The 19622-nt window shown below is 66.3% G+C and carries 21 protein-coding genes and 3 tRNA genes; 2 read left to right on the forward strand and 22 right to left on the reverse strand.

Features of this window, described 5'->3' with window-relative positions; translation table 11 throughout:
* Nucleotides 1–459: 459 nt before the first annotated feature.
* The 14 genes from Q0653_RS12505 to Q0653_RS12570 form a co-directional block, all read right to left on the reverse strand.
* Nucleotides 460–1608, reverse strand: a complete 1149-nt coding sequence (locus Q0653_RS12505) for a UDP-N-acetylmuramate dehydrogenase (protein ID WP_298745361.1) — start codon at nucleotides 1606–1608, stop codon at nucleotides 460–462.
* A 5-nt stretch (nucleotides 1609–1613) separates the two neighbouring features.
* Nucleotides 1614–2021: a MaoC/PaaZ C-terminal domain-containing protein gene (locus Q0653_RS12510; protein ID WP_298745360.1), complete on the reverse strand. Its 408-nt coding sequence runs from the start codon at nucleotides 2019–2021 to the stop codon at nucleotides 1614–1616.
* Complete coding sequence (locus Q0653_RS12515) at nucleotides 2018–2467, reverse strand: MaoC family dehydratase N-terminal domain-containing protein (protein ID WP_298745358.1); 450 nt, start codon at nucleotides 2465–2467, stop codon at nucleotides 2018–2020. Before Q0653_RS12515 ends, Q0653_RS12510 begins: the two co-directional genes overlap by 4 nt.
* A gap of 22 nt (nucleotides 2468–2489) precedes the next feature.
* Nucleotides 2490–3275, reverse strand: a complete 786-nt coding sequence (locus Q0653_RS12520; RefSeq protein WP_298745356.1) for a sulfite exporter TauE/SafE family protein — start codon at nucleotides 3273–3275, stop codon at nucleotides 2490–2492.
* A complete protein-coding gene (locus tag Q0653_RS12525) occupies nucleotides 3272–5326 on the reverse strand; it encodes an ABC transporter ATP-binding protein (protein WP_298944870.1) in 2055 nt (684 codons plus the stop codon). Before Q0653_RS12525 ends, Q0653_RS12520 begins: the two co-directional genes overlap by 4 nt.
* Nucleotides 5323–7050 (reverse strand): ABC transporter ATP-binding protein, encoded by a 1728-nt coding sequence (locus tag Q0653_RS12530; protein ID WP_298944872.1) that lies wholly within the window; start codon nucleotides 7048–7050, stop codon nucleotides 5323–5325. The genes Q0653_RS12525 and Q0653_RS12530 overlap by 4 nt, the downstream gene beginning before the upstream one ends.
* Before the next feature lie 77 nt (nucleotides 7051–7127).
* Entirely contained in the window at nucleotides 7128–7364 is a 237-nt protein-coding gene (locus Q0653_RS12535) for a hypothetical protein (protein WP_298944874.1), read from the reverse strand.
* 137 nt (nucleotides 7365–7501) lie between these two features.
* Nucleotides 7502–7575, reverse strand: a tRNA-Met gene (locus Q0653_RS12540).
* A 35-nt stretch (nucleotides 7576–7610) separates the two neighbouring features.
* Nucleotides 7611–7682 (reverse strand) — tRNA-Thr (locus tag Q0653_RS12545).
* 62 nt (nucleotides 7683–7744) lie between these two features.
* On the reverse strand, nucleotides 7745–8845 hold the full coding sequence (locus Q0653_RS12550) for a M23 family metallopeptidase (protein ID WP_298944876.1): 1101 nt from the start codon (nucleotides 8843–8845) through the stop codon (nucleotides 7745–7747).
* A 137-nt stretch (nucleotides 8846–8982) separates the two neighbouring features.
* Nucleotides 8983–9765 (reverse strand): inositol monophosphatase family protein, encoded by a 783-nt coding sequence (locus Q0653_RS12555; RefSeq protein ID WP_298944878.1) that lies wholly within the window; start codon nucleotides 9763–9765, stop codon nucleotides 8983–8985.
* 188 nt (nucleotides 9766–9953) lie between these two features.
* Nucleotides 9954–10808, reverse strand: a complete 855-nt coding sequence (locus Q0653_RS12560) for a hypothetical protein (RefSeq protein WP_298742270.1) — start codon at nucleotides 10806–10808, stop codon at nucleotides 9954–9956.
* A 100-nt stretch (nucleotides 10809–10908) separates the two neighbouring features.
* Nucleotides 10909–10990: transfer RNA gene (locus Q0653_RS12565), tRNA-Tyr, on the reverse strand.
* 88 nt (nucleotides 10991–11078) lie between these two features.
* Nucleotides 11079–11564: an FBP domain-containing protein gene (locus Q0653_RS12570; RefSeq protein WP_298944880.1), complete on the reverse strand. Its 486-nt coding sequence runs from the start codon at nucleotides 11562–11564 to the stop codon at nucleotides 11079–11081.
* A gap of 116 nt (nucleotides 11565–11680) precedes the next feature.
* Between Q0653_RS12570 and Q0653_RS12575 the strand changes: the two genes are divergently transcribed.
* Nucleotides 11681–12169 (forward strand): YajQ family cyclic di-GMP-binding protein, encoded by a 489-nt coding sequence (locus Q0653_RS12575; protein ID WP_298742268.1) that lies wholly within the window; start codon nucleotides 11681–11683, stop codon nucleotides 12167–12169.
* 69 nt (nucleotides 12170–12238) lie between these two features.
* Here the strand turns inward: Q0653_RS12575 and Q0653_RS12580 are convergent, their stop codons facing one another.
* Entirely contained in the window at nucleotides 12239–12589 is a 351-nt protein-coding gene (locus Q0653_RS12580; RefSeq protein WP_298944882.1) for a metalloregulator ArsR/SmtB family transcription factor, read from the reverse strand.
* Between the two features lie 87 nt (nucleotides 12590–12676).
* On the opposite strand from Q0653_RS12580, the gene Q0653_RS12585 reads away from it, so the two are divergent.
* Nucleotides 12677–14005 carry an FAD-dependent oxidoreductase gene (locus Q0653_RS12585; protein ID WP_298944884.1) on the forward strand — a complete coding sequence of 443 codons (1329 nt, stop codon included), beginning with the start codon at nucleotides 12677–12679 and terminating at the stop codon, nucleotides 14003–14005.
* A 4-nt stretch (nucleotides 14006–14009) separates the two neighbouring features.
* On the opposite strand, the gene Q0653_RS12590 is transcribed toward Q0653_RS12585, so the two are convergent.
* The 7 genes from Q0653_RS12590 to Q0653_RS12620 are packed head-to-tail and all read right to left on the reverse strand — an operon-like array spanning nucleotide 14010 to nucleotide 19526.
* On the reverse strand, nucleotides 14010–14468 hold the full coding sequence (locus tag Q0653_RS12590) for a DUF1295 domain-containing protein (RefSeq protein ID WP_298944885.1): 459 nt from the start codon (nucleotides 14466–14468) through the stop codon (nucleotides 14010–14012).
* A complete protein-coding gene (locus tag Q0653_RS12595; RefSeq protein ID WP_298944888.1) occupies nucleotides 14465–14800 on the reverse strand; it encodes a hypothetical protein in 336 nt (111 codons plus the stop codon). Before Q0653_RS12595 ends, Q0653_RS12590 begins: the two co-directional genes overlap by 4 nt.
* Nucleotides 14790–15758, reverse strand: a complete 969-nt coding sequence (locus tag Q0653_RS12600; protein ID WP_298742263.1) for an alpha/beta hydrolase — start codon at nucleotides 15756–15758, stop codon at nucleotides 14790–14792. Before Q0653_RS12600 ends, Q0653_RS12595 begins: the two co-directional genes overlap by 11 nt.
* A 39-nt stretch (nucleotides 15759–15797) precedes the next feature.
* Nucleotides 15798–17171, reverse strand: a complete 1374-nt coding sequence (locus Q0653_RS12605) for an FAD-dependent oxidoreductase (protein WP_298944890.1) — start codon at nucleotides 17169–17171, stop codon at nucleotides 15798–15800.
* Nucleotides 17172–17195: 24 nt separating this feature from the next.
* A complete protein-coding gene (locus Q0653_RS12610) occupies nucleotides 17196–18257 on the reverse strand; it encodes a polyprenyl synthetase family protein (RefSeq protein WP_298742261.1) in 1062 nt (353 codons plus the stop codon).
* A 23-nt stretch (nucleotides 18258–18280) separates the two neighbouring features.
* Complete coding sequence (locus Q0653_RS12615) at nucleotides 18281–18991, reverse strand: demethylmenaquinone methyltransferase (RefSeq protein WP_298944893.1); 711 nt, start codon at nucleotides 18989–18991, stop codon at nucleotides 18281–18283.
* Entirely contained in the window at nucleotides 18984–19526 is a 543-nt protein-coding gene (locus tag Q0653_RS12620; RefSeq protein WP_298742259.1) for a DUF402 domain-containing protein, read from the reverse strand. The genes Q0653_RS12615 and Q0653_RS12620 overlap by 8 nt, the downstream gene beginning before the upstream one ends.
* Nucleotides 19527–19622: the final 96 nt, after the last annotated feature.

A 19622-nucleotide genomic window follows, 5' to 3' on the forward strand; every position in this document is an offset into this window, starting at 1 on the left:
CACTGACAATCCATAACGCCAGCCCCTCCGGAAGAAGGACTGGACTTGATCCAAAGGAATCTCACCCCACCGAAATGGAGTTGAGGTTATTTGGCATTTGACAAGTGCACGCTGTTGAGTTCTCAAGGATCGGATACTCCCACTGCTCAGCCTCTCAGCCTCGCCCGCAGGGCAACTTCTCTTTTGTCCGTTCGATGTCGGCAGATCGGCGCTTCGTTCGACTTTCGTCGACCAGTGGTCCCTGACCTGGCTCTCTCGAACCGGACTCCCTACCCTAGCACACCCTCAGGTGAGGATTTGATAGTTGGTGGGGCCTGTTCACTGCTTGAGGGTTGCGGGGCTCTTAGCCTCTCCGCTCTCCCCTTTGGGGCGAACAACAAGAACATTACGCGGCGCCCACGTGCCTGCCAAATCCGGTGGGCCGCCCGGGCGTGTCACGTCTCTGCCCGCGCGACGCCGCTAGAGATCGACGCCGATGAGGACGGGCTCGGGCTGCAGCAGCAGGCCGTATTCGGATTGCACGCGCTGCTGGATGTAGCGGGCGAGCTCGGCCAGTTCGCCCGCTGTCGCGCCGCCCCGGTTCGTCAGCGCGAGCGCGTGCTTGGTCGACAGCGCGGCGCGCGATCGGGGCAGTTTGAATCCCTTACGGAGACCGGCGTTCTCGATGAGCCACGCGGCACTGACCTTGACGTCGGGCTGTGTGGAAGCCGGCGGCACGACGAGTCCGTCATACGACTCGAGTGGGATCACCTGTACCGAGTCCACCTCGACGCTCAGCGGCCACCGGGGGCACGCGTCCGGCAACGTGCGGGCGAAGGAGGCCGACACCACCGCATTCTGGAAGAACGATCCGGCGCTGAAGGTGTCCGGATCGTTCTCGTCGAGCACCATGCCTTTGCGGGCACGCGTTGTCCGCACGGTCTCGCGGATCCACTCGAGGGAAACCTCGGCATCCGCGGTCAAGCCGAGGGCCTGACGCAATTGTGCACCGCGAACCGGGATCGCACCGTGGCCCACATCGGTCAGCTCCAGCGTGATGGAGACGATGACGCCGCTCCGCCGCGCGCCGACGCCGTAGTGAGCTTTCAGCACCGAGGTGCGAAAGCCCAGTTCGAGCTCAGCCGCCGAGACGGTCTCAAGCTCGCCTGTCGCCTCATCGAGCAGCTCGACCTCGACCAGCGTCTCGATGATCTCTTGGCCGTAGGCACCGATGTTCTGGATCGGCGCGGCGCCGGCCGTACCGGGAATGCCGGACATCGCTTCGATGCCGCGAAGACCTTCCGCGACGGTGTAGGTGACCAGGTCGTCCCAGTCATGTCCGGCTTGGATGCGAAGTCGCACCACACCGTCACGTTCTGCGGGCACCCTCTCGATGCCGCGATTGCGCACGAGGACAACGGTTCCCTCGAACTCATCGTCCCCGACCAGGAGGTTCGATCCGCCGCCGACGACCAGCCATGGCTCTCCGTCTGCCCAGATCTGAGTCATCGCCGCGATGAGTTCGTCGCGAGTCGAGGCCTCCAGCATCCGTGCAGGTGCACCACCCGCGCGGAGAGTCGTCAGCTCCGAGAGCGGACGAGGCGTGATCTCACGCGCGACCGATGTCATCACGCTCACTCGTCCAGGCGCACACGCACCTGCGCCTTGCCGAGAACGGTCGTTTCGCCGAACGTCACCGTCAGATCGATCCGCGCGACGCCTTCTTCGAGCGCACCGATCTTCGCTGAGACGGTGAGATCGGCACCCTCTCGGGCATCGACGACGACCGGACGGGTGAACCTCACTCCGTACTCGAGGATGCGGCCAGCGTCGCCGAGCCACGGAACGAGCGTCTCGACAGCCACGCCCATCGTGAGCATGCCGTGCGCGAGTACACCCGGCAGACCGACCTCGGTGGCGACGTCGTCGCGATAGTGGATCGGATTGAAGTCCCCGGATGCGCCGGCGTAACGCACGAGTGCTTCCCGCGTGAGGTGGACGGTACGTTCGGCGATCACGTCGCCGACAGTCAGCATGGTCATGCGACTTCGCCCCCGATCAGCAAAATAGACGTGGCGGTGACGACGTGGGCGCCGGCGGCATCCGTGATCTCCGAGACGCTGGTGACCATGGCGCCTTTCCCGAACGGCCGGACGTTCGTGATCTGCAACTGTGCGACGAGCTCGTCCCCGGCGACGATCGGCCGTGTGTAGCGGAAGCGCTGCTCCGCGTGGACCGTGCGCTCCAACGCGATGCCCGAATCCGGCTCTGCCAGCAGTTGCTGCAGCGTGAGGTCTTGGATCACCATCGCGAACGTCGGCGGCGCGACGACGTCGGGGTAACCCATCGCGCGCGCTGCGGTCGGGTCGACGTGTTGCGGATCGTCGGCGAAGACAGCCCGCGAGAACTCGCGCACTTTCTCACGACCGACCAGGTAGGGCTCGGTCGGCGCGAACGCACGACCCACCAGCTCAGTATTCACGGACACGCTTCGATCCTACCGAGGCTGCTCAGCGTCCGCGCTGGGCCCGGATCGCACGCAGCGCCATCTGCCCCGCGATGAAAGCGAGGAACGCCGCGAACAGGATGTTGGCCGTGAGGGGGTTCAGGAGCGTGGCGATCCACGCGCCGAGGGCCGTCGTCGTGCAGGCGGACACACCGACGAGCGCCGCGGAGAGCAGGTCGACGTTGTGACGTCGGATGTTGCCGATCGTCCCGGAGATCGCGGTCGGGATCATCATCAGCAGCGAGGTGCCCTTGGCGATCAGGTCGCTCGTGCCGAAGAGGAACATCAGCGCGGGGACGACCACGACACCGCCGCCGACGCCCAACAGACCGGCCAAGACTCCGGTGATGACCCCCAGAGCGAGCAGTCCCAGCGCGCTCCCCCACGTCAGCAGCAGTTCGGCGTCACGCGACGGGACGACGATGAAGAGCATCACGATCACGACCACGAGGAATCCGACGAAGCCCCAGCGAAGGGCGTTCTGCGGCACGCGCGCGAGAAGCCACGTCCCCCCCTGGGCGCCGACGACGGCGCCGAGGGCGAGGATGAGCGCCGGGATCCAGGCGACGGAGTCGTGCACCGCGTAGGAGATCACGCCGACCGCCGCGGTCGGGATGATGGCGGCGAGCGAGGTGCCGGCTGCGCGGCGCTGATCGAACGCAAGCAGCAGGACGAGCATCGGCACGATGACCGTGCCGCCACCGACGCCGAACAGGCCAGACAACAACCCTGCAGCAAGGCCAATCCCCACGCACGAAAGGATGAAGCGTGGCGAGCGGCGCCCGCTCACGCGGTCTCCTCCGCCGCAGCCACGCCCGACTCTTCCGGAGAGTGATCGTCTTGCGGCGGGCTGACCTCGGTGGATGCGTGCTCGAATTGCGACTGGTAGAGGCGCCAGTAGGCCCCTTCCGCCGCGATGAGCTCGTCGTGCGACCCCTTCTCGACAATGTCACCATGCTCCATCACGAGGATGAGATCTGCGTCACGAATGGTCGACAGGCGGTGCGCGATGACGAACGACGTGCGTCCTTCGCGGAGCGCCGCCATCGCGTGCTGCAGCAGCAACTCCGTGCGGGTGTCGACGGACGACGTCGCCTCGTCGAGGATCAGCACCGAGGGTCGGGCAACGAACGCACGGGCGATCGTGATGAGCTGCTTCTCACCGGCCGAAACGTTCGAGGCATCCTCGTCAAGGACGGTGTCGTAGCCCTCGGGCAAAGAATGGACGAATTTGTCGACGCGGGTCGCCGTCGCCGCCGCGACGATCTCGTCGTCGGTGGCGGACTCGCGGCCGTAGCGGATGTTCTCGCGGATCGTTCCGGCGAACAGCCAGGGATCCTGCAACACCATCCCGGTACGCGAGCGTACGTCGTCGCGCGTGAGATCGGCGATGTTCTGACCGTCAAGCAGAATGCGTCCGCCGTCGAGTTCATAGAACCGCATGATCAGGTTGACCATCGTCGTCTTGCCGGCACCCGTCGGGCCGACGATCGCGACGGTCTGACCAGGCTCGACCCGGAAGGACAGGTCGCTGATCAATGGCCGATCCGGCGAGTAGGCGAACGCGACGTTCTGGAACTCGATCACTCCCCTCCCGTCGACCGCCTCCGGCGCGTCCTCGGCATCCGGCTCTTGCTCGTCCGCATCGAGGAGCTCGAAGACGCGCTCGGCCGACGCCGTGCCCGACTGGATGACCGCCGCCATGCCGCCGAGCTCCGACAGGGGCTGTGTGAACTGCTGCGAGTACTGGATGAACGCCTGAACGTCGCCGAGTCGGAGGTTTCCGCTGGCAACCATCAGACCGCCAAGGACGGCGATGCCGACGTACGTGAGGTTTCCGATGAACGTCATGCCCGGCATGATCATGCCGGAGAGGAATTGTGCCTTGAACGCTGCCTGGTAGAGCTCTTCGTTCTCTTCCTGGAACTTCTCCAGGGAATCCTTCTCGCGCCCGTAGACCTTGACGAGCGCATGACCCGAGAACGACTCCTCGACCCGCGCGTTGAGGCGGCCGACCTTGCGCCATTGGATGCCGAACGCCTTCTGCGACTTCGGACCGATGATCCCGAAGATCACCGCCATGAGCGGCAGCGAGACGAGCGCGACGAGCGCGAGCTGCCACGAGATGGTGAACATCATGAACAGCACACCGACCACGGTGAGTACGGAAGTGACGACCGTCGACAATGACTGCTGCATCGTTTGGGTGATGTTGTCGATGTCGTTCGTGACGCGCGAGATGAGCTCGCCGCGCTGGACCTTGTCGAAGTACGACAGCGGCAGCCGGTTGATCTTGACCTCGACGGCCTCCCGGAGGCGGTACATGGTGCGCACCATGATCACGTTGATCACGTAGCCCTGAAGCCAGTTCAACAGGGCAGACGCGATGTAGATGGCGAGGACGGCGATGATGACGCCCCTGAGCGCGTCGAAGTTCACCCCTGCCCCGACGACGAAGTCATCCATTGCGCCGATCATGTTCGCCATGTCGGTTTGTCCGGCGCTGTTCAGCGCGCTGACGACATCGCTCCGCGAGGTGCCGGCCGGGAATTGGCCGACCAGTCCGAGCGAGGTGACACCTTCGAAGATGATGTTCGTCGCATTGCCGAGAACCTTTGGCGCGATGACAGCGAGCACGACTCCGATCGCGCCGAAGATCGACACCAGGGTGAAGGCGAACGCGTGCGGTTTGAGCAGCCCGACGAGCCGTCCGAAACTCTTGCCGAAGTTCGCCGCCTTGCCGGGTGCGACACTGTCCCAATCGCCGGAATTCTGACGAGCCTGCTCGGCGAGTTCGATCTCGAGTCGCTCTTCATCGGTGAGGACCTCAGGCGTGCTCATGCTTCCACCCCCAGCTGCGACTGAACGATCTCTCGATAGGTCTCGCTTGTCTGCAGCAGCTCTGCGTGCGTGCCGAGACCGACCATCTGACCGTCCTCGAGGACGACGATCCGGTCTGCTTCGGTGACGGTGGACACACGCTGCGCCACGATGATCTTGGTGACCTCGGGCAGCTCGCGCCAGAGCGCTTGCCGCAGGCGGGCATCGGTCGTGAGGTCGAGTGCCGAGAACGAGTCGTCGAAGACCAGGATGTCGGGTTGATGCACGATCGCACGGGCGATCGCCAGCCGCTGACGTTGACCGCCCGAGACGTTCGTGCCGCCCTGCGAGATCCGCGCCTCGAGCTGACCCTCCATCTCCCTGACGAAGTCGCTCCCCTGGGCGATCGCCAGCGCAGCCCAGAGCTCGTCGTCGGTGGCCTCTTCCCGACCGAAGCGCAGGTTCGAGGCGACCGTTCCGGTGAACAGGAACGGGCGCTGGGGAACAAGACCGATGCCCGTCCACAAGTGGTCGAGATCCGCCTCGCGCACATCCACGCCGCCGACCTGCACTGCCCCACCGGTGACATCGAAGAGGCGCGGGATGAGGGAGACGAGCGTTGTTTTTCCGGCCCCGGTCGACCCGACGATCGCGACGGTCTCACCGCGCCGCGCCTCGAAGCTGATGCCCTGCAACACGGGCGATTCGGCACCCGGATACGTGAACTCGACGTCGCGGAAGGACACCGTGCCGGGCGTCGGGAACTCGCTCGTCGCGTTCTCGGACCTGGTCAACGTCGATTCGCTCTCCAGCACCTCTCCGATCCGCTCAGCCGACACGGCGGCGCGCGGAATCATGATGGTCATGAAGGTCGCCATCAGGACGCCCATCAGAATCTGCCCGATGTACTGCATGAATGCGAAGAGCGTGCCGATCTCGATCGAGCCTTCGTTGACCTGGATGCCGCCGAACCAGATGACGCCGACGACGGTGACGTTGAGCACCAACATCGCCAGCGGGAACATCAACACGAACAACGAACCGACCTTGCGGCCGACGACCATGATGTCGTGATTGGCCCCGGCGAAGCGTTGCTCCTCGATGTCTTCGCGCACGAAGGCGCGCACGACGCGGACGCCGGTGAGTTGTTCGCGCAGGATGCGGTTGATGGCGTCGAGTTTCGTCTGAAAACTGCGAAACAGCGGCACCATTCGGCTGATGATGAGGGCGACGAGCACGAGCAGGACCGGCACCGACACACCGATGAGCCAACTGAGACCGACGTCCTGCTGAAGCGCCATGATGATGCCGCCGATGGCGAGCATCGGCGCGGTGACGAGCATCGTGGCACCCATCATCGCGAGCATCTGTACCTGCTGCACGTCGTTCGTGTTGCGGGTGATGAGCGAGCCGGGTCCGAAGGTGGAGACCTCGCGCTCTGAGAAGGCGCTCACCTTTTGGTACACGTCCAGACGGATGTCGCGACCAGCGCTCATCGCTGCGCGGGCCGCGAAGTACGTCGCGATGATCGCGGCGGTGATCTGGCCGAGGGAAATCGTCAGCATGAACATGCCGGTCGACCAGATGAAGGCGGTGTCCCCCGCGGCCACACCCTTGTCGATGATGTCGGCGTTCAGTCGAGGCAGGTACAGCGAGGCCATCGCTGAGATGAACTGGAAGACCAGCACCCCGAGCAACCACCACTTGTACGCGCCCAGGTAGCGGACGAGGAGCTTTCCGAGCATGCGCGTACTCCGTAGCTGCGAAGGGAGGGACGGTCCATGCTAACTCTCGCCGCCGACACGGGTGCGATCGGGAGGTGTCACACCCGGGCAGGCACCTCCGCGGTCCAGGTGCCGTCGTATGAGCGCCGGTGGGCGGTCGTCGGATCGGCGGGATGCCCGGGACAGGTCACGGTCACCCGGAAAGGCGCGGACGGAAGGTCCGCCCGGATCGCCCGTTCCGTCTGCACCAGATCTCGCACCCGCTCGGTGACTGTTTCCTGCTGATCGTGGTCCGGGCATCGGTACAGCGCCGGCACAAGCGTGACATCGTTCATCTGGCCCCCAAGCCGATGATGCGGAACCCCCCAGGTTCCGTCCCCACTCACAGATCTACCAGTCGCCGCCGACATCGGCAAGCACTGGTGTCTCAGCGCATGAAAAAATCCCCGGCGGATGCCGAGGATTCACGTTGTAGCAGGAGCGGGGCTTGAACCCGCGACCTCACGATTATGAGTCGTGCGCTCTGACCAGCTGAGCTACCCTGCCACGCCGCACCCACACGGCGAGATGTGGATGCTGCGAGCCCCGAGACAGGATTGAACTGTCGACCCCTTCCTTACCATGGAAGTGCTCTACCACTGAGCTATCGGGGCGTACTGCCCGCGCGCGGGCAACTAGAAGATCTTATCAGAGCCGGAGCGTCCGAAAAAACCGTTCAGCCGACCGTGTGCGTGCCGACCGTGTGCTCGTACAGCCACGGCATGGGGTCGACGTGCGTCGAGCCGCCGAGCAAGACCTCGAGGTGCAGGTGCGGCCCGGTCGCCTTGCCGGTCTCGCCGACCTTGCCGATCACGTCGCCGGCTGCAACGGTGTCACCTTGAGCGACGCTCAGCGAACCGTATTGCATGTGCCCATAGCGGGTCGAGACGAGTTGACCGTCGATGATGTGGTCGATCAGCACCGTAACGCCGTAGTCGCCGCCGGCTTCGGTGGCGATGCGCACCGTGCCCGCCGCGACCGCGTGGACTTCGGCGCCGGTCCCCGGCGTCAGGTCGACGCCGCGGTGCGGTGACGCAAACTGCGACAGGTAGGTCGTCGAGCCGTAGGACGCGGAGACGGGCACACCCACGGGGAACGGCCACTGAATGGACGCCTCGGAGTTGTTGACCCACGTCCCGGCGAAAAGGGTGACGCCCGAGTCGGCCGCGACGTCGACCATGGAGGCGACGTCGTAGGTCTCGGTACGGTCCAGGTCCGTGGCACCGGCATCCGACGAGGCGACGAACGCCTGGATCTCGTCTGGTGCGATCGAGCTCGACGAAGCGGCGACGGTGATGTCGGCGGCGGGGCCACTCGCAGAGGCAACCGCTGCTGCGGGCATTGTGGTGCCGACAGCGAGGAGCCCGACCACGGTCATCACCCCGAGAGAGAAGGATGTCGCGGCGAGTCGCTTCGCAATCACCCCGGCGCGGTGGCGCGAGCCGCGCCGCGCACGGTGGACGTCGGATGCAGCGACAGGTGCAGGAATTCGGTCCTCATCCACACGAGGCGCCTGGACCGTCTCCCCGGTGAATGCGAAGAGTCGCGCGGCGAACTCGAATTCGTCGACCACACACTCGGGCTCGGGCGTGAACACCGACCCCGCGGGGAGATCGGCGGCGGGGGTGGTCTCCGCAGCCACCTCTGCGGCGGCGGCGAGCCGGCGATACTCCGCACGCGTCATGACACCCGACGTCGCCGGCGCGGTGAGCGCGGGGGGTCGATGGCCGTCGCGGCGCGTGAGCGCGGCGTCAGCCAAGGGGGTGTCGAGCGTCAAATCGCAGGCTCTCGTCAGGCCGCTTCGCAGGGAGCGGGGAAGAACTCGGGGGCTTCAGGTCACCGTCTACCGTTCGGGCGGCAAAGGTAACGATCGGGTAAACACTACAGGAGGCAATCTGAGAATGCGATGAACGGTCAGCAGTATATCGCCGCGTGTATCCGCTCGAACGTCTCCCGCCCGGCGGCGATGACCATCTCGCGCCCGGGACGCCCGGCCGGCTCGCCACCGAGCACGCCGTCAGCCTCAGTCACGAGCAGCCCACCCGCTGCGTGGTCCCAGGGGTGCAGGTTCTTCTCGAAGTATCCGTCAAGCCGCCCCGCGGCGACGTAGGCGAGGTCGAGCGACGCGGCGCCGGCGCGGCGCAAGTCACGTGCGAACGGCATGACTGCGCGCACGCGTGTCAGGTCACCCTCGTGCTGGGCCGGGTCGTATCCGAACCCGGTAGCGAGCAGCGCGCCGGCGGGCGACGGCGTCGAGACATGCAACCGCGTGCTTCCGAGCCACGCGCCCTCCCCGCGCGCGCCGGTGAAGGTCTCCCCCGTCGCAGGATTGTGGACGACACCGACCTCCGGCATCCATGCATCGGGCGTCGGTTCGCCGGTGACCGCGGCGATACTGACCGCGTAGTGCGGAATACCGTAGGAGTAGTTGACGGTGCCGTCGATCGGATCGACGATCCACGTGACCCCGGAGGTTCCCCGCTCGGCGCCGGACTCTTCGCCGAAGAAGCCGTCCTTCGGGCGCGCCCGGATGAGTCGCTCTCGGATGAGGGCTTCGACCTCGCGATCGGCTTCGGTGACGATGTCGGCGAGCGACGATTTGGATGCCGCGATCGTCACCCCGTCTGCGCGGCGCCGGCGAGCCAGCTCTCCGGCTTCGCGCGCGATCTCTTCGGCCAACGTCAGAAGCTCCTGCATCCCTCCACGCTACGCGCACTACCGTGGGCTCATGAGCGAGATCTACGACGCCGTGATCGTCGGCGGCGGCCACAACGCCGCCATGGCGGCGCTCGAGCTCCTCGGCTGAGGCGTCGGCCGGCGGCGTTGCGGGCACAATCTGTCGCCACGGCGGGAGGGTGGCGACAGATGATGCCCGTTGTGCCGGATCAGCCGCGCTGCGGTGGGAGGGGAGGCGGGGGCGGGAAACCCTCGTATCCCGAACGCGGAGCGTCAGTGGACTTGTCGGGCGCCGCGTAGGTGGGCTGTCCGGTGTAGTAGGCGTTCCAGTCGGGGGTCACTCCGTCCGGCAGGACCGGCAACGGGGTCACGCCGTCGGCGTAGGTCGGCCACTGAGCGATCGCTGACGGGGCAGCGTAGGCCACCGGAGCCTCCGGGCGCGGCTTCTTGGGCGCGAACAAGGCGTTGACGAGGGGTACGAGCGCAGTTCCGACCGCGGCGAGGATCGCGAGCGCGACGACGACCCGCCAGTAAATCGCACGGAAGTTCACGTCCTGAGAAAGCAGGAGCGGCAGGACCAGCATGACGGCGAGGATCACGACCAGCCCGATCGTGACGTAGGTGACGATCGTCGTGAACGTCGTTTCGTAGCGCTGGTGTGCCTTCAGGTAGAGCCGCACGTGCAGAAGCGCGCCCTGCAAGATCAGGGCGATCAGGATGAAGCGAAAGAAGCGGTCGCCACCGAACCCGTAGTAGTAGTCGGAGGGGTCGGGCATCCAGATCAGGACGGCGCCGATCAGGAGGATCGCGACCCACGTGATCATGCTCGCGAGGGTCAGCCAGTCCGGTCGGCGCGGAGCCATGTTCGCCTCGGCGATCGCGACGCCGGCGAAGCCCGCCAGCAACAGGATCGTCAGAAACGCCTTTCCGACCATCCCGTTCGCATCACCGACGAGCACCCAGATGACACAGACGATGGCAGCCGCGATGAGGGCTCCGATGGCCACCCAGAGCGCCGCACGCATGATCCTGTTGGTCGGCGGCGACGTGATCTGCTCGGTCATCGTGGGATCCTCCTCGGGTGTGGCCTGTGGCCCCCATCCTGGCATGCACGACCGGTGGAAACGAGGAAGCGCCCCACGTGGGCGCGCTTCGTTCGGTGAGTGGCGAGTGAGGGATTCGAACCCCCGAAGTCGATGACAGCTGAGTTACAATCAGATCCCTTTGGCCGCTTGGGTAACTCGCCAGGTGCGCACCCGCCCGGCTTTTCCAGTCGATCGGAGGCGCGATCAATTATCTTACCCGTCCGCGCCCCGTCCGAAAAACCGGCGTCGCTACACGGCCGAGATGACGCGTCCCACGAAGCTCTCCACGCGCCGTCGCGTTCCGTCGATTCGGCGGTCGACGCTTGCACGGATCTCGCTGGGTGCGAGCGGTGCCGCCAGTCGAACGTTCTCATGACAGCCCAGATCGGCACACATATAGGTGCCGACGCTGTCGCCGTGACTCCCGGCATCCCCCGCCCGTCGAGCCGTGAACAGCGCGACCTGGTTTCCCGGTTGCACCGTGTGGCAGATGTTGCACATCGCCGAGTGCGAACGCGCGCCGCTCGCGGCTCGCACGACGATCCCGATCGCCGCACCGTCCTGTTCGATCACGATGTAGCCGCGCCCGTGAGCGGCGGGATCCTGCCACGCCAGGAAATCGAGGTGGTCCCAGTCGGCCAGCACAAAGGACATGGGCACGGCGAGGTGTGCCCGCTCGTCGCCGGTCGCGTTCACGAGCGTCGAGCGCACCTGGTCTTCGGTGAGCGGCTGCATCCCGCCAGTCTATGAAGCCACGGTTCCTCGATACGCTCATCAATACGGCGAACCCCGCACCCTCTTGATCGCCAGACGCCGCGCACTTCGCCGCGCCCGTCGAGTAAATTGGGCGCATGGCTGACTCTTCTTTCGACATCGTCTCCAAGATCGACCGTCAGGAGGCCGACAACGCGCTCAACCAAGCCCGCAAAGAGGTCGAGCAGCGTTACGACTTCAAGGGCACCGACGCCGATATCGCCTGGAGTGGTGATGCGATCGTCATCAAGGCCAACAGCGAAGAGCGCGCGAAGGCTGTCCTTGACGTCTTCCAGTCGAAGCTCATCAAGCGCGGCATCTCGCTGAAGAGCCTCGAGACCGGCGACCCGGTGGTCGGGTCGAAGGAGTACCGGATCACGTCGACTCTCAAAGAGGGGATCTCGTCGGAGAACGCGAAGAAAATCAGCAAGATCCTGCGCGACGAGGGTCCCAAGTCGGTGAAGTCGCAAATCCAGGGTGACGAGCTCCGCGTGCAGTCCAAGTCGCGCGACGACTTGCAGGAGGTTCAGCGCCTCCTCAAGGCGGCCGACCTCGATCTCGATCTGCAGTTCGTCAACTACCGTTAGAATGACGGGCTGACCTGGGTTTTCCTCTCTCACCCCGCAACGAATCCGCAGAATCCGCCACGGCGACCGTCAACTGCCACCGAAGAAGGTCGCGACGCGATCGAGCGATCCGGGTACCAGCGCGTAGTACGCCCAGGTCGCACGCTTGCTCCGCGTCAAGAAACCGGCGGCAGTCAGCACCTTCAGATGGTGCGACACCGTGGGCTGACTCAGACCCACCGGTTCGATCAAGTCACAAACGCAGGCTTCCTGGTTTTCGGATGCCGCCACGATCGACAGCAACCGCAGGCGTGCGGGATCGGCCAACGCCTTCATCGTGAGCGCCATCGATTCCGCTTCGGCCGCCGCGATCGGTTCCCGGACGAGCGGCGCGCAACATTCCGCCGCGCGGACATCGGTGACAGCAAGAACAGGGGCCATCCATCGATGCTAGTCGATATTGACAGTCATCGATAGACAGGAGATCATGAATCTCGCACACGGTCGACATCTTCTGGAGGACCCGACATGACGCTGCTCGATCTCACTCCTCGCGTTGCCGCGAACGACCGAATGACGACGTTGCCGGTCGCCATCATCGGCGCGGGTCCCATCGGTCTCGCGGCGGCCGCGAACCTGGTCGAGCGCGGCATTGATTTCGTCGTCTTCGAGGCCGGCGACACGGTCGCAGCGAGCGTACGCGCGTGGGGGCACACCCGGCTCTTCTCCCCCTGGAAGCATCTGGTCGATCCGGCATCCCTCCGCCTTCTCGAAGCCACGGGCTGGGAGCTCCCCGATCCCGAGCGGGCGCCCAGCGGCACCGAGTTCGTCGAGAAGTACGTCGCGCCACTGGCCCAGCTCGATCAGATCGCGTCGCGGGTGCGCACCGGAGTCACCGTGACCGGCGTGAGTCGCGACGGCATGGACCGCACACGTACCCGCGCGCGTTCGGCCACACCGTTCGCGTTGCGCGTGCGCACGAGCGACGGCGGCGGCGGCGGCGGCGAGGAAGACGTACTCGCGCGGGCGGTCATCGATGCGTCCGGGACCTACCGCACACCGAACTCGCTCGCCTCGAGCGGGCTGGAGCTCCTCGGACTGTCCGACATCGCCGATCGTGTCACACTCGCGCTACCCGATGTCCTCGGCCGCGACCGCACCCTTTTCGCGGGCCGACACGTCACCGTCGTCGGCGCGGGGCACTCTGCTGCCAACACGCTGCTGGCCCTCGTGAAACTGGCACGCGAAGAAGCGGGGACGACCGTCACGTGGCTCATCCGCAACGCCAGCGCCGTCCGCGTGTCGGCCTCCCCTGACGACGGACTCATCGGTCGCGCGCACCTGGGGAGCCGCGTCGATCGCGCCGTCGAGCGGGGCGACATCGCTCTCGTCGACGGCTTCGAAATCATCCGCGCGCGACGTTCGGAGCGCGGCGTCGAGCTCGTCGGCCACCGCCACGGTGAGGTCGTCACGCACGCGACCGACATCGTCGTGAATGCGACCGGTTTCCGACCGGACCTCAGCATCCTGCGCGAGATCCGCATCGAACTGGACGAGATCGTCGAGGCTCCGAAGCGCCTTGCGCCGCTCATCGATCCCAACGTGCACTCCTGCGGCACCGTCGAACCCCACGGGTTCCGCGAGCTCACCCACCCGGAGAACGGATTCTTCATCGTCGGGATGAAGTCATACGGGCGGGCGCCTACGTTCCTTCTCGCCACCGGCTACGAGCAAGTGCGATCAGTTGCCGCGTGGCTCGCCGGCGACATGACCTCCGCCGAGATGGTCGAGTTGGTTCTCCCCGCGACGGGCGTCTGCTCCACCGATGTCGGCGGCGGAGGCGGATGCTGTTCGTGAGTGGTCAGCGCGCGGACGCGAGCTTCGACGTGCGTACGCTCGGCACCAGCACCGGCGTGCGTGCCTTGTACGCCTGATAGTCCGGGTCCTCGCCCCATCGGGCGTCAGCGCGCTTCTCCAGCAACGGGATGCCGCTGACTCGCGTGAGCAGCAGGATCACGAAGATCGGCGAGAGCAGGGTGACCCACTGCCACCCGGTCGCTGCCGGGAGAGCAACGAACGCGACGCCGATCCAGACGAGGATCTCGCCGAAGTAGTTCGGATGCCGGGACCACGCCCAGACGCCGCTCTGGATGAAGCGGCCCTTCTGCGCCGGGTCCCGACGGAATGCGTTCTTCTGCGCGTCGGCGACGATCTCCAGCACGATCCCGAGGAGCCAGACGATCGCGCCGATCAGCATCCAGACGTCTGCCGCGGGGCGCGCTTCGGCCGTGATCCCCACCCACGATGCCGGCGCGATCAACGGGCCAGCGCGTCCCAGACGACCTCGACGGCCTGCGGGTCGCTCACCGAGACGCGCGCAGGAAGGCGCATGCCGGGTTGCGGCGGCATCCGGCTGTCGAAGACCAGCAATTGCTCGAGGGCAGTCGGCGGGATGCCCGGGCCTTCGACGGAGAGGCCGACCCGATACTCGCGGTAGCGACCTCGGCCGGACGGATCCACGATCGTGACGATCGTCGCCACACCGCGGACCGCGTCGGCGAGCGGATCGCGCGTCAGCTTCTCCAGCCAGGCTGTTGCCTGCTCGATTTCGGACTCTTCATATTCTTCGGAGTCGGGGACGTCACCGGGCAAGAGCACCTCCGGTCAGCCATCTGCGGAGCGCGCGGTACGCGCTCGCTCGGGGCTCGGGAGCGGACAGGAAAATGTCGTGAATGGCGCCTTCGACGCGCGCGAGCGTGACATCGGCGCCGAGCTTCGTCGCCGCTCTGGCGATGTCGTCGACGACGAGCACATTGTCGGACGAGACCGCCTCGGGCGACCAGGCGAGGGGGTTCGACCCCCGTGACGACAGCAGTACCAGCACCGGGCAGTCGATATCGAGCCCCGATGCGACGCGGGCATGCCCGGCGATGATCGCCGCCAACCATCCCGGATGCGTCGGGAACCCCCGCTCGGGTCGCCAGCCGTCGGGCGCCTCGGGGAGCGATCCGAGCTCGCGCTGCGCGCGGGTGTAGAACCCGAAGTCGACGGCCGGATGAGCGCCGAGCGGATCGAAGCGGGCGCGCGCCTGGACGATCGGGGCGAGCGCCTGCCGGGCCAAGGCTCCCGTCTGCAACTCGAGCCACGGACTGTTCAACACGACGGCCGACACGACACCCGGGTGACGCGCCGCCCACAGTGACAGCGTCAATCCACCCGTGGAATGTCCCAGCAGCACGATGCGTCTCCGCCCCGATGCCATCGCCTCCAGCGCCGCCGCGATGTCGCCGTCGTACTCATCGAGAGACGAGACATATCCGGGCGGTCGCGTCGGGCGCAGGCTCCGCCCATAACCCCGGAGGTCGAGCGCATAGAAACGCGCGCCGAGGTCGTTCCAGAAGTGGGCAAGCTCCGTCTGGAAGAAGTAGTCCGACCAGCCGTGAACATAGAGCACATCCACGTCACTGAGGGCGCCGGTGAGCCCTACCCACGCCGCAGGATGCGACCGGACAAGGGTCGCGACGATGGGAACCCCGGCATCCTCCCCCACCTCCAGCGTCAGCTGTTGGAACGGACGACCCAGAATGTCGGGTGCCCACTCGGATGCCATGCGCTCAGCCTACGGCGCCGCGCGCCCGGCCGGATGCGGCTACTCGCCGCGCGAGACCCGCACCATTTCGTCACGATCGACGACCTTGACACGCGCGCGCCCGTGCGGTTCTCCGAGCGCGATCTCATGCTGGTCGAGGCGATGCCACCCCTCAAGATCAGTCCACGCGACGCCGCGCTCTGTGAGAAGGGCGACGATCGCCTCAGGCGACGGATCTTCGGGTGTCCACCAGGAACCCTGGTCGTTGATCAGGTGACTGATCGTCTCCATCGCATCGGACTTCGTGTGGCCGATGAGTCCGACCGGCCCACGCTTGATCCAGCCGGTGGCGTAGACGCCGGGCACCCGTTCGTTCGAGTCCTTGCGGATCGCCTGGCCCTCGTGGTTCGGGATGACGCCGTGCTTCTTGTCGAACGGCACACCGGGCAGCGGCGACCCGAAGTATCCGACCGCACGGTAGAGCTGCTGAATGGGGACCTCGCGGAACTCCCCCGTTCCCACGACGCCGCCTTCATCGTCCGGTTGCGTGCGCTCGTACACGAGCGCCGCGACGCGACCGTTCTCGTCGGCCTTCACCTCGATCGGCTTGGCATAGAAATGCAGGTGAAGTCGCCGACGGGCCTCTCCCCCGGCGTTGTTCACGCTCGGACGCTGGCGCCACGACTGCAGCACGCGGTCCATCACCATGACCTGCTTGTTCGAGGCGATCGCGGCCTTCGATGCCTCGTCGTAGTCGAAGTCCTCGTCGTAGACGACCATGTCGACATCGCGGAGCTCGCCGAGTTCGCGTAGCTCGAGCGGAGTGAACTTCACCTGTGCGGGGCCCCGGCGGCCGAACACGTGCACATCGGTGATCTGCGAAGCCTCGAGTCCGGCGTGGACGTTGTCCGGAATCTCCGTGACGAGAAGGTCTTCGGCGTGCTTGGCCAGCACGCGGGCGACGTCGAGAGCGACGTTGCCGTTGCCGATCACCGCGACAGACGTGGCATCGAGCGGCCACTCGCGCGGGAAATCGGGGTGCCCGTCGTACCAGCTGACGAAGTCGGCCGCGCCGTATGAGCCCACTGCGCCAATACCCGGAATATCGAGATCGGCGTCTTTGATGGCACCGGTCGCGAAGATGACCGCGTTGTAGTGACGTTTCACGTCATCGAGCGTGATGTCCTCACCGAAGCGCACATTGCCGAAAATCCGGATATCCCCACGGTCGAGGACGTCGCGGAGAGCGTTGATGATGCCCTTGATGCGCGGGTGGTCGGGCGCCACGCCGTAGCGGACGAGCCCATAGGGCGCGGGAAGCTGATCGAACAGGTCGATCGCGACATCGAACTTGCGCTCAGCCTTCAGCAGAATATCCGCCGCGTAGATGCCGGCCGGACCGGCGCCGACGATGGCCAGCCGGAGCTTGGTCATGTGGTGTTCCTTTGCGTTGGGGAATCAGCTCGAGCGGTCGACGATGACGTGGGCGAGGCGGACGAGTGCGTCGGTGACGGCACCGTCCGGAAGCGGAGCAAGGGCGGCAATGGCAGCATCCGACCAGTCGTACGCCTGCTGACGCGTCGCGGCAGTCACGGCATGATCGCGGAGCTGAGTGATCGCCTCGTCGAGGATGCGGGGGTCCGCGCCATCCGCGATCCGCGCGACGCCGTCATCGATCGTCGCCTTCAGCGCCCGCGATGCGGGATCTCCCGCGCGGCCGAGCAGGAGGTACGGCATCGTGGGCACGCCCGCCCGCAGGTCGGTGCCGGGCACCTTGCCGGTCTCGGCGGCATCAGCGGACAGATCGATCACGTCGTCCAGAAGCTGGAACGCCACGCCGACCTTCTCGCCGTATTCGAGCACGGGGAGGCGATATTCCTCGGGGGCATCCGAGAAGATGACCCCCGCCTGGGCGGAGGCCGCAATGAGCGACCCCGTCTTGTCGGCGAGCACCTGCAGGTAGAAATCGACCGGATCATCGCCGGCCTGGGCGCCGACCGTCTCGTGCATCTGCCCCAGCACCAAGCGCTCGAACGTATCGGCCTGGAGGCGGATGGCCCGCTCGCCGATCTGCGCCATCAGCTGGCTCGCGCGCGAGAACAACAGGTCGCCGGTGAGGATCGCGACGTTGTTGCCCCAGACGGCGTGGGCGCTGGGCACGCCGCGACGGACGTCCGCGCCGTCCATGACGTCGTCGTGGTACAGCGAGCCGAGGTGGGTCATCTCCAGCGCCGTCGCGCCGGCGATGACGTTCTCGGTCGTGCCCGTGCCGAGCTGGGCGGTCAGCAGCGTCAGCATGGGCCGCACACGTTTGCCGCCCGCCTCGTAGAGATAGCGGGTCGTCGCATCGGCGAGCGCGTCGCTTACCTTGAGTTCACGGGCGAGCGTGTCCTCGACACGGTCGAGGCCGTCCTCGACGATCGCCAGGAGCTTCCGCATGCGCGGACCGGCGAGCACGCGCTCGGTCAGGCCCAGTTGAGCCGACAGGCGCGAGCCGGGAGCGGAGGAGCTCGGAGTCACCCTCACAGCCTACCTGCGACTGGTCACGCGGGCTTCCGCGCGCGGTGAAGCGCGACGATCCCGAACGTGAGATTGCGGTGCGCAACATCGGTCCACCCGGCATCCCTCAGCCACGAGGCGAGGGTCGCCTGGTCGGGCCAGTCGCGGATCGACTCGTTGAGATAGTCGTACGCGTCGGCGTTGGAGCTCACGGCCTTCGCGACGAGCGGAAGAACGCGGTTGTTGTAGAACCCGTAGAGCGCAGCAAAAGCAGCGGATGGCGGATGCGAGAACTCGCACACGACGATCCGTCCGCCCGGTGCGGTCACCCGCAGCATCTCGGCGAGCGCCTTCCTCGGGTCGTTGACGTTGCGCAGGCCGAACGAGATCGTCACGGCGTCGAATTCGTCGTCGGCGAACGGCAGTGCCGTGGCATCCGCCTCAGCGAACGACAGGTTGGCGATGTCACCGTGTCGCCGGCGCCCTTCGGCGATCATGCCGGGCGAGAAGTCGGCGGCGACGACCTCCGCTCCACTCCGGGCGAGACTCACGGAGCTCGCACCCGTGCCGGCGGCCAGATCGAGGACCCGCTGCCCCGGCCGAGGAGCGACGGCACGCGTGTTCGCGCGACGCCAGAGGCGATCATTGCCGAGACTCAGCACGGTGTTGGTGCGGTCGTAGGCGGGCGCGACTTCGTCGAACATGCCGCTGACGCGGGCGGGGTCCTTGCCGAGATCGGCGCGGTGCTCAGTCATCATTCGATCCTAGATCGCGCAGCACGCCGAACCAGTGCGCGGCCGTCTGGTCATCGAACGGTGCGGCTCCGGCGATCACCCGAGCCTCGAGGTCGAGGGCGACGGTCTCGAGGCGCTGCACGATATCGGCCGGGTACCCATAGCGCACGCGGTGCTCGTCCCACTCATCGCGGTCGTCGATGAAGACACCGCGCCCGTCGAGCGCGCGGACGACGTCCAAATCCATGTCGATGCCGACTGGCTCACCGGCATCCCAGCGAACATCCCAGGCGATGTCGATGTACACGCGAATGCGCGGGTGGGAGTCGTTGATCGTGGCGGCGTAGTCGCCTGACGCCGGAATCAGCGTGATGCTGGCACCGTGCGACGGCGCTTCGACGCCGGGCCGGGCGCTGCGCCAGCCATCGCGCTGGCCGACCCAGTCGCCGTAGTCGTCACTCCCGAGGAAGACACTCTCGTGCTCCCAGTGCGGCGCACCGTCCCATTTGCGCCAGCGGAAGGTCATACGGGTACCGGGAGCGGGGCGTGCGGTCACGATGGCGAGCCTACGCCGTCCCGTATTCAGTCTCCCCGTCGCCTGGGGTCCGCGGGGCCCGCAGGTTTCCGCGGCCATCGCCGAATTCGGCGCCCA

Source organism: uncultured Microbacterium sp., from assembly GCF_947488465.1.
Classification (GTDB): domain Bacteria; phylum Actinomycetota; class Actinomycetes; order Actinomycetales; family Microbacteriaceae; genus Microbacterium.